This is a genomic window from Moorena sp. SIO2C4 (genome assembly GCF_010672485.1).
Taxonomy (GTDB): domain Bacteria; phylum Cyanobacteriota; class Cyanobacteriia; order Cyanobacteriales; family Coleofasciculaceae; genus Moorena; species Moorena producens.
This window is the reverse complement of record NZ_JAAHGN010000148.1, coordinates 1-10,323: the sequence shown is the minus strand read 5'-3', so window position 1 is coordinate 10,323 and position 10,323 is coordinate 1. Positions and strand designations below refer to the sequence as shown.

5 protein-coding genes and 1 pseudogene are annotated in these 10,323 nt (G+C 44.3%); 3 read left to right on the top strand and 3 right to left on the bottom strand.

Translation table 11 applies throughout. From position 1 onward, the window contains the following. Nucleotides 1–86: 86 nt before the first annotated feature. Nucleotides 87–440 (bottom strand): annotated as a pseudogene (locus tag F6K20_RS10730) (DUF3318 domain-containing protein); the annotation flags it as partial. 592 nt (nucleotides 441–1,032) lie between these two features. Here F6K20_RS10730 and F6K20_RS10725 point away from each other — a divergent pair. Together F6K20_RS10725 and F6K20_RS10720 are read left to right on the top strand one after the other, a co-directional pair. Then, complete coding sequence (locus tag F6K20_RS10725; RefSeq protein ID WP_131827050.1) at nucleotides 1,033–1,239, top strand: hypothetical protein; 207 nt, start codon at nucleotides 1,033–1,035, stop codon at nucleotides 1,237–1,239. A gap of 236 nt (nucleotides 1,240–1,475) precedes the next feature. Continuing rightward, the gene (locus F6K20_RS10720; RefSeq protein WP_287294634.1) at nucleotides 1,476–8,246 is read left to right on the top strand and encodes a translocation/assembly module TamB domain-containing protein; all 6,771 of its coding nucleotides are present in this window, start codon (nucleotides 1,476–1,478) and stop codon (nucleotides 8,244–8,246) included. A gap of 152 nt (nucleotides 8,247–8,398) precedes the next feature. On the opposite strand, the gene F6K20_RS10715 is transcribed toward F6K20_RS10720, so the two are convergent. Both F6K20_RS10715 and F6K20_RS10710 read right to left on the bottom strand, forming a co-directional pair. Next, complete coding sequence (locus tag F6K20_RS10715; protein ID WP_287251148.1) at nucleotides 8,399–8,548, bottom strand: hypothetical protein; 150 nt, start codon at nucleotides 8,546–8,548, stop codon at nucleotides 8,399–8,401. Nucleotides 8,549–9,494: 946 nt separating this feature from the next. Continuing rightward, nucleotides 9,495–9,749: a hypothetical protein gene (locus tag F6K20_RS10710; protein ID WP_008187661.1), complete on the bottom strand. Its 255-nt coding sequence runs from the start codon at nucleotides 9,747–9,749 to the stop codon at nucleotides 9,495–9,497. Nucleotides 9,750–10,019: 270 nt separating this feature from the next. Between F6K20_RS10710 and F6K20_RS10705 the strand changes: the two genes are divergently transcribed. Beyond that, nucleotides 10,020–10,323: alpha/beta hydrolase (locus tag F6K20_RS10705; RefSeq protein ID WP_287294632.1), on the top strand; the 304-nt coding region annotated here is incomplete at its 3' end.

Below are 10,323 nucleotides of genomic sequence, written 5' to 3'. Positions count from 1 at the left end.
GTTCTATATCGCACTTTGACCTTTCCGCGATTGATCATATATGCTTCCACTTTTTTTTTTTTTTTTTACACGACGCTCTTCCGATCTAACAGCAGCAGTAAGCCATCTTGTACCCAGAGTTCCCCGACAGCACCCCCTAAACCAATGGCTAGGGCTGCCATTTCCCAGCCTTCTTTAGGAATTGTGTCATTTTGAATCCGGGCAACTTCATGCCAAAACAGGAGGTTACGCTGGTCAAGGGCGAGCTGCTCCCATTTAGTTAGGTCAATTTGAATTTCCACCTCGTCTGAACCTAGTTCTTCACAACGAACCAAGGGGGGATTGACTTCTGTTGACCCTTCCACCATCACCCAGCTTTGTAGCTCTGGTGGTAGTAAGGTTTTTAGTCGTCGGAGTTCACTCATTTCTGCTCTAGCAGAAGACGCTGCATAGGATGTCATTCATATCCTCCTACAAAAAACTTTTTCAAATTGAGCTGTTTGTGACCGGACAGTATCGACGAATTCGATTTACCCAAGTTTAAGATGTTGTGTACTCGACGAGAGTGAACTTCGAGGAAGCTAACTATCAGTAGTACGTCAAACTAATCCCTAAGGGTACTACTAGGCACTAAGCGCTTCGCCCATGGTCTTCTCTTTCTGTATTTAAATTTATAGTAGCGTTTCAGGGCTGACAGCTCAAAAACCAGATTAACCCATTACCAATTATCCCCATTACCCGATCACCCTATCTTCAGAATTTTCACCAGTAAATTAAGATTGCTTTGACACTCCCCGGTCATTAGACGCGGGGATTCTTAGATCAACGAGCCGCCGTAAACCGCCGAGTTCCAATCTTTGACGCCGCCAAAAATAGGACAATGCTTAACCAAAAACCCGTGAAAACACCAAGTCCCCAGTCAATTCACGACAGACCTAGAGGGCAGTTCTCCTTAAGCGTTGGAGTACTTCCTGGAAGTGCCTTAAAAGTCCGTTTCCCTTCCTTTTCCTCAAGTTCCGGTGTGCCCCACCGTACTTTGCGGTGCGCTTGACCTTGGCGAATTTAATTCGCCAAGGTCAAGCGCACCGTTTTTATCTCAAAGGTGATTCTTCTAGGTTCACACGCCAACTTTTAATTGACGGTTGGGTTTTTAAGGAGGAGTTTCCCTACCCTCCGAGCATTACTACTTTATGGTCAATCAAATTGCGGGTCTCTTTCCCGGTTGAGCCAACGGTTTTGCAGCCTGTACTCTATATTTAAGTCTACATTGGCTTTGACGATATTGGCTTTAACGATGATTCCGGAATTCCTCAAGATATTTTTCCACGGCGACTAAAGTCGCTACGAGCCTATATCCGGTGGTTTAAAAACACGGGGTTTTGGCTTGGGGAATTCCATAAAATTTTAGCGACCCTGTATCAGTCAATTTCCGGAATATATTGCAGCCGATCTGGAATAATTTTCAGCAAATCCTCTAATCATCCTGATATTCGGATATGACCAAGTCTTCCCAAAATCCTCCCCCTGAACCAGAGGCAAATCAAAGCCGGAGTGCTGTAGCCAGTATACTCCAATGGGGAAAACGTCCCTCTACTATTACCTTTGCCATGATCTCCCTGACCATTGGTCTGGTGGGATATTTTGGGGTCAGGATGTGGCTATACCAAAACTTACCTGGCTGGATTGAAACTGAACTGAGTAATGTCATCAAGCGAGATGTACGGGTTGGACAACTGAAAGCCTTATACCTGACTAGCCTGGAGTTGGGACCATCCTCTATCCCAGCTACCACCACTGACCCTGACCATGTGGCTATCAAAGCGATCAAAGTAGGTTTTAATCCCTTGCCTTTACTTGTCAAACGCTCTTTGCCTGTGACCATTAACTTGGTAAATGTGGATGTGTATGCCCAACAGGAAGCGAATGGGGAATGGATTAACTTAAAAGACTTGAATTTCGATAATTCCTTCTCTCCTCCGATTGATTTGGATGCTAAGGTGCGGGTGTGGAATGGTAAAATTGCCCTTTTACCCTATGGTCAGACTAATCCATTCAAGCTCAAACTTGATGCTACTGCTGGCTTATCCAACAACAATAAGCGTCTCAAGTATAGTATCACAACTGCTATTGCTGAGGGTAAGACCAAACTGGAGGGCAAGACATGGCTGACAACTGGGCAAAGTCAAGCTAGGGTCAACGTCCAAAACTTGGCATTGGCGGAGCTGATGCCGTTAATCAGAGCGGTTATTCCCAATATCCCAGCTAATCTCCAATCTGGTGAATTAGATGCCAAACTGAATATTTCCCTGCCTTCGGTTAAGGAAATCCCTGATGTTAAGGGTAAGGCTGAATTTAAAGGGATTCAGGTGCAAGTAAACCCGTTGAAGGCACCGGTGAAGGCTAACGCTAGACTGCGCTTCCAGGGAGACCAGGTGCGCTTGGAAAAAACTCAGGGGAGTTATGGAGCAATTGAAGCGTTGGTATCTGGTCAAGTCGGTTGGACAAAAGGGTTTGACCTGAATGTTGAGGTCACGCCCTTTAGCTTGGCGAAACTGCTGAAAACTGTTCCGCTGAAATCCCCAGTGCCAGTAGATGGGGAAATGGCAGCGGACTTATCGATTACCGGTCCGATTAACCAGCCAGAGGTGACTGGCACACTACGGAATACTAAAGTGACCACCATCGACAAGGTTAAGTTGGCTCAGATTCGGGCTGACTTGGCTGGGAATTTTTCCCAAGTGGTCTTGACGGATTTCTTAGTAAAACCTGAGGCAGGTGGGAAAATTACTGGGCGTGGTCAAGTAAGACTGGCTAGTGACCAGCAAGGGGGAACTAAACCTCAGGGAATGCCCCTAGCGTTCGATTTTATCGCTGCCCTTCCGGTGGATGCCATTGCATCTCCCTATAAGCTGCCATCTCAGATTACCCTGGGCAACCTCGACGCCCAAGCTACCATCAGAGGAAACACTCAAAACCCCCAAGGGAGTCTAATTTGGCAAGCACCAGCGGTATCCACTTCATCTTCAAAGAATATCGGGGTTTCTGGTGCTGGAGAACTCCTGTTGCTCAATCAGAATATTTTACTGCGTAACACCCAGGTCAAGGTCGGTAAAGGGAGAATCACTGCTACGGGTACAGGAAACCTTAAAACCAGTAAGTGGGAAGCTACTGTAGTGGCTAACGCTGTGCCTCTAGACCCCTTCTTACCCCTGTCGGGACAGTTAACCCAAGGAAAAATCAACCTCTCTGGTAGTTTCAAATCCTTTTCTCCTAAATCTATTGAGGCAACAGGAGATATGCAGGTGGGGGTAGAAGGGGGTAAGGTGAAGGCTACAGGTCAGGTAAATCGGGGCATGGTGGAGTTGGACGCCAGAGCCTCTAAAATTAAACTGAATAAGGTAGTGCCCAAGTTGGGTTTACCGATTGGTTTAGATTCTGGCAAAATCAACCTTTCTGCTTCCCTGGAGTCTCTGCTATCTTCTAGCTCAACTCCCAACCTCAATAGCCTGATGAATACTATCGATGGCAATTTTAATGGGTTGCTCGGGGTGGGTGGGGGTAAGGTTAATGCTACAGGTCAGCTAAATTCAGGGAATCTGGATGTTAATGCATTAGCTGGTCAAATTCAGCTCAATCCCCTAGTTCCCAATTTGGCCATACCAGTAGCACTACGGTCGGGTCAGCTTAATCTTTCGGGAACCCTAGCATCTCTTATCGCCTCTGGCTTGAATCGGGACTTCAATAGCCTCAATACTATCAAGGCCAATTTTGAGGGAAACTTAGGGGTCGCTGATGGTCAAGTTAATGCCAAAGGTCAGTTAAATTCAGGGAATCTGGATGTTAATGCATTAGCTGGTCAAATTCAGCTCAATCCCCTAGTGCCAGATGTAACCATACCAGTAGCGCTACGGTCGGGTCAGCTTAATCTTTCCGGAACGATAGCATCTCTGCTTGCCTCTGCCTTGAATCGGGACTTCAACAGCCTAAATACTATCAAAGCCAATTTTGAGGGAAACTTAGGGGTGGCTGATGGTCAAGTTAACGCTACAGGTCAATTAAATTCAGGAAATCTGGATGTTAATGCATTAGCTGGTCAAATTCAGCTCAATCCCCTAGTGCCAGATGTAACGATACCAGTAGCGCTACGGTCAGGTCAGCTTAATCTTTCCGGAAGCCTGGCATCTCTGCTCGCCTCTGCCTTGAATCGGGACTTGAATAGCCTCAATACTATCAACGCCAATTTTGAGGGAAACTTAGGGGTGGCTGATGGTCAAGTTAATGCCAAAGGTCAGTTAAAGTCAGGGAATCTGGATGTTAATGCATTAGCTGGTCAAATTAGCTTGAGTAATAGTATTCCTAATCTAGCGCTACCGATAGCTCTCAAGTCAGGTAAAGCTAACCTTTCTAGTTCTTTAGAGTCTCTACTGGCTTTCGGCTCATCATTTAACCTTGACCTACTCAAGGCAATTCAGGCTAGCTTTGATGGAAACCTAGGTGTAGGTGGTGGTAACGTTAATGCTATCGGTCAGTTAAGCTCTGGGGTGCTGACTGCGGATGCGATCGCAAACAGCCTGGATGTAGGGGAAATCGCATCCCAAATGGCCTTAGCTAACTTCCCAACTATCGATACAGAAATCGGGGGAAAAGTCAAGTTAAAGAGCCGACTTAACACCCTAGACCCCCCAACTCTACTGAATCAGACTGACCTACAAGCAGACCTTAACGGAGTACTAGCCCAAGGGAAACTTAACCTAAATAGCACCCTTAGCAAGGGTCTATGGCAAGCGGCAATTAATACCACTAATCTTGATTCCTCCTTACTGGTTAGTCAGTTATTACCGGAGCTGGGTAACCAAAAACTAGAGCTAGGACCGCTGAACAGTCAACTGAATTTATCCGGAAACCTCAATCCTCTGCTCAATCCTGGTGCTATTGCTACCATTAAAGCAAATACCCTATCGCTAGAGTTGCCAAAACATTCCTTTAATGCTAAGGGAGTAATCCTACTGTCCCATCTCACCAAAACTAACCCTAGTCAGATGCCATGGGAGATTGGAACTGATCTAAACCTAGAGGTTGGTTCTGATCTCAGTAAATTGCCCTATAACCTGCTATTGAGTCGGTTACCTTTGGAGCAAATTTCCCCAGGGTATCAAATTCAGGTCAAGGGTCAAGCTGACTTGAACGGTCGCATCCAAGGGAAAAATTTACTCTCAGCCCCTTTCCTACCTGGGAATTTGAATATGACCGGGAATCTACAGCTATCGAATTTGAAGGTTAACGACTTAACCTTTGAGCCAGTGTTAGCTGGGCCAGTAACCGTTGCGCCAGGACAAGAATTAGCCATAGATTTACGAGGAAAGAAAGATGCGATCGCAACTCGCCTCCAACCCTGTACTAGAGGAGACCAATGTCTTGCTCCCTATCTGCCTGCATCCTTTACACTCCAACAGGGACAAGGGTCACAATTCCCGATTCTGATCACAGGAGTACGCCGGGCAGATAACTTAAGGGCTCAGATCAAGAATTTTTCCCTAGCTATCCTTAATCTGACCCCTGGTTTGATCTACGGTATTCCCGGTAGATTGGAAGGCGAGGTAACAGGGCAAGCTAACCTGAATCTTTTCACCCTAGAAACCTCTGGTCGTAATACTATCGAAATTAAGGAACTTGCTATAGGAGAAATAAACGCTAAACAAGTTAGTGCTAACTTCTCCTATCAAGATCATATTGCCCAGATCGCATCAGCTGCTTTAATCTTAGGCAACAGTCGATATTTATTCAAAAATGGTCGATTTAATCTCAAGTCTCAACAAATAAATGGCAAGCTGACTATTCCAGAAGCTTATATTGAAGACATCCTGACTATTGTCAAAGGTGTTGATATTATCGACATCGCTCAAGGATTCCAAACTACTAATTCCTCTACTACTAATTCCTCTAGTGATAAAATTGGTAACAAGAAATTTGGCAACGCTGACCAATTACGACCATTCCCTAGTATTATACATGGCTCCCTAGCTACTCTCCTACGACGGTTTGCCAAAATAAATGCCCAAGACGACGCTGTTGCTAACCCGTTTAATCCCACTACACTCCTGACTAATTTAGATATTCGAGGTAAGTATACTGGAGAAATTGCTGTTGCTGGAATCTTGACTAATCCTAAAGTCGATTTTAATGTTGAAGGCAACAATTGGCAGTGGTATGCTAATTCTCCCAATCAAGTAATTGTGCTCAACCAATTGGTTGGTAAAGGCAGTTACGACCAAGGTGTAATTACTGTGCAGCCAGCCCGAATGGAATTGGGGGAAACAGTCTTAGCATTTCAAGGACAGCTTGGCCAAGAAAGCAACTCAGGAAACTTCCTCCTCCAGAATCTATCTCTAGAGACCGTTAGCAATTTAGCCAGCAATTTTGTCACTATTCCCTTTGACATTGCAGGTAACTTGAATGCCAAAGGCGAGCTGGGTGGTAGTCTCACCAATCCCCAAGTCACCAATGGGCAAGTCGCTGTTGTAGATGGCTCCGTCAATAATACCTCCCTCGATGATATTGAAGTCAATTTCGACTATGTTGATTCTCGTCTTGACTTTGACACCAACAAACCAGATTATCTACAAGTCTCTGGTAAAGTCCCCTTTCCCCCCAAACCAGATAGCGATCGCATAGATATCAACCTCAAGCTGGCAACTCCAGCAATGGCACTCCTTGGTGTAGTGACTCAAAAACAAGTGGAATGGGTGAATGGAGAGGATAGAACCGCTGATATAGACCTGGATGTTAGTGGAAGTTTGGAGTTAGCAGATGGTATCAAAATTAAAGACTTATCAGGAACATCTGAGGTTAATATCCAGAATGGCACTCTCAAAACTAAGCTCCTAGAAGATGACTTTACCCTCAATGTTGTAGGCAAGGTTAAGTTAGATCAGCAGCGCCTGGAAGTAGTAAACTATCCAGATAGAGAAGGTCAAAAAACTATCGAGGGTAACCTAGCAGGGATTGGATTCTCCCTGTCTGGGCAATTGCCGATAGTGTCAAATAGGATAGCGTCAAATACGACAAACTCCTCCAATCCCCTAACCCTGACAATTCCTAAAGATAACCTAAAGTTAGCAGGGCTCTATGAAGGGGGAGTAGCAAGTAATATCGTGATTACGGGTTCAGCATTGCGTCCAGTTATTGGAGGAAACATTAACTTAGAAAATGGGCAAGCCTTTATACCGAAGATACAGGAAACCAAGACCCAAGCAAGTGACGAAAAACCCGTTAAGAATACGTCTAATCAGACTCCCTCAGTAGTCCGTAGTAGAATAAATAATCTGTTTGTGCCTAGGTTAAGGAATTTTCAGATAAATTTGGTAAATGAGTTAAGAGTACAACAGTTTCCCATATATGATATTCGAATAGCTGGTGATTTAACCCTCAACGGTCCTATCAATGGCAATCTCCAAAACTTACAAGGATTGGGAACAATTACGCTACGACGTTGGGAAGTTGATGTATTAGAAACCGAATTTGTTTCAGACAGGCGGCACAATAACACCATTGTATTTGTACCAGAACAGGGATTACTCAATCCCAATTTAGATCTTAAGTTTATCACCATAGCCTTTGAGCCTTCTGGTGCCTTACGTCAAAGACGGGTTGATAACGAAATCCTTGAGAATGTCGTGCAGTCTTCTCGACCCGACCAAGTAAAGGTAACCCTCGCCATCAAAGGTCAAACTAGTAAAATCCTTGCCCTAGGAGGAGAGAAAGATTATTGTGCTGATCAGCAAATTACCAGTAGTGGACAAGATAGGGGACTAGCTAAACTTGGTTCAAAAACAACCATCTTGTCTCGTCAACAATTCCAACAGCTCTCTGAGTGTGTTTATGGGGAAGCTATAGCTAATAGTGAGGACAAAGCGTTTCTATTTTCTCCCATTGTCACCTTAACCAGTACTCCTCCCCGCAGTGAAAGTGGAATTATCGCTCTGCTCGGTAACAGTTTTATTACCCAATTTGAAACTATCGCTAACAGCAATGAACGAGAAATAGCTGAGTTAGTGATTACTCAGTATGTTGTTCGACCAATTATCAAACATATTTTATTTACTGTTGAAGAACAAGTCAGTAATGTCGGGAGATCCATCGGTTTAGCTGATTTACAGGTTTACCCAACCTTCGATGCCGTTTATGATTTGGGACAAACTTCCTCAGTTGAATTGAGTTACGACTACGTGTTTAATGAGGTACAAGTTAGATATAAATGGCAATTTTGATTAGCTAGAATTTAGAATTTAGAATTTAGAATTTAGAATTTAGAATTTAGAATTTAGAATTTAGTGCTTAGGGTGTGTTAGGGGCGGACTTGCCCTCATTTTCCGCCTCGTAACCCGTGTTCCGATAGTCCGCCCCGTAACGCACCATCGAGTTAAACAGCGTTGCTAAATCTTTGAATGAATAGGAGTAGAGTGGGCATCCTGTCCGCTCGAAAATAAGCATGAAACTGGCAAGATGCCAGTTCCACGCAAGATGCCCATTCTACGGGAAGATGCCCATTGCACAAAACTTTTAAAATCATTCCATTATTAAGCAACGCCGGTCAAACAGCTGAAATAGTCAACTATTATCCCTATTCCCTATTCCCTATTCCCTATTCCCTATTCCCTATTCCCTGTTCCCTATTCCCTTTCTTATACTATTTGTTCAAAATACTAGGGAGCATCCCATTTTGGAAACAATATTACCCAAAGCAACGATATTTCAAGGGTTTCAGCCCCCTAAAAAGAGCTAACGTGCCAAATTGGGATGCTCCCAAATACTACAGATAAGTTCCCCTGGGCCGTTGTCTTGAAATGGCACAACAGTCGGGAGTCGGGGAGATGGGGAGATGGGGAGAATTTTATTAAGTAGATGTAGGGTGGGCAGTGCAACAGACAGATTAATGTGCTTGCGATCGGGTTGCTAGGCACTGCCCACCAAGGAGAATTTTATTAAGTAGATGTAGGGTGGGCAGTGCAACAGACAGATTAATGTGCTTGCGATCGGGTTGCTAGGCACTGCCCACCAAGGATTAATCACAATAGAACACTTGTTGATCACCTCAAGAGGTCTTGTGTTGATCAGCTGAGCCTGTTAATAACCTACAACATCATAACCTTAAACCTACCCTACTCGAACGCCAAAGGCGAACAACCATCTAACCTTGGCCAAAAGGCCACGCTTCGCGAACAACCAAATAACCTTGGCCAAAAGGCCACGCTACGCGAACAACCTGCTAACCAAAAAAAAGTAGCCGCAGAACTATGTTCCACGGCTAGGAATTGTTACTTATGTCTCAACTTTGTAAACCTAATCAAACATAATCCGATCAGACCGTAAGCTATCAGCGTGTCGCGTATCAGCTATTAGCTATTAGCTATCCGTTTTCAGCTATCAGCTAAACACTGACCACTGACGGCTGACCGCTGACCGCTGACATCAGACCTGATGCTTTGGGGGGGCAAAGCCCCCCAAAATTTAAGCCCTTAACCCAGCATTAAGTACTTCGTCATTACCGTCATGAATTCGCCAGGAATGTCAGTCGGCTGAAGGGGGCTCCACTCGTCAACTTGGGCGTAACCCCGTGCATAAAGGGTATAAATGGTGTTGTTTATTGCCTGGCGGGAGCCTTTCAAAATGTGCTTAATGGGGTATTTTTTTTGGGAAGGTTCCTGAGGCGTATTACTAGGAGTAATTTCCTCAGGATTGTTTTCTGGGTTAGGGCGAAAATTGTCGGACATAGTTAACAATTCGTTGTTAAGTTACAAATATAATCATAACGATAACATTTTAATTTGTCAAGGGGTTTTATAATTTTTTTTCGGAGGGATAATTGAAAGAAATTGTACGGTTATGGAATTTAGAATTTAGAATTTAGAATTTAGAATTTAGAATTTAGAATTTAGAATTTAGAATTTCCGACTCCCTATATTTTCCTGTGTTAAAATAATTCGAGATTGGGTTTCAGGCATCTACTAGTTAATGCTATATAATTAACTTGAGGGTAACCGTTGAGGGATTTAACCGGCTTAATCGAAATCTCAAGCTATCAGGACTTATTGCCCAGTGCGGATGTGGTGTTTGTTCACGGGCTGGGAGGGGATGCTATCAGCACCTGGCATCCCCAGGGAAAACGGGATGATGATGACTGCTGGCTAGGTTGGTTAGGAAAAGATAATTTATGCGTTAACATCTGGTCTTTTGGGTATGACGCTGAAGCGACAAACTGGACAAGCCACAGCAGTATGCCCCTTTTCGATCAAGCCAGTAATTTATTAGAGTGGCTAGATATCAACGATTTCGGCCAACGTCCAT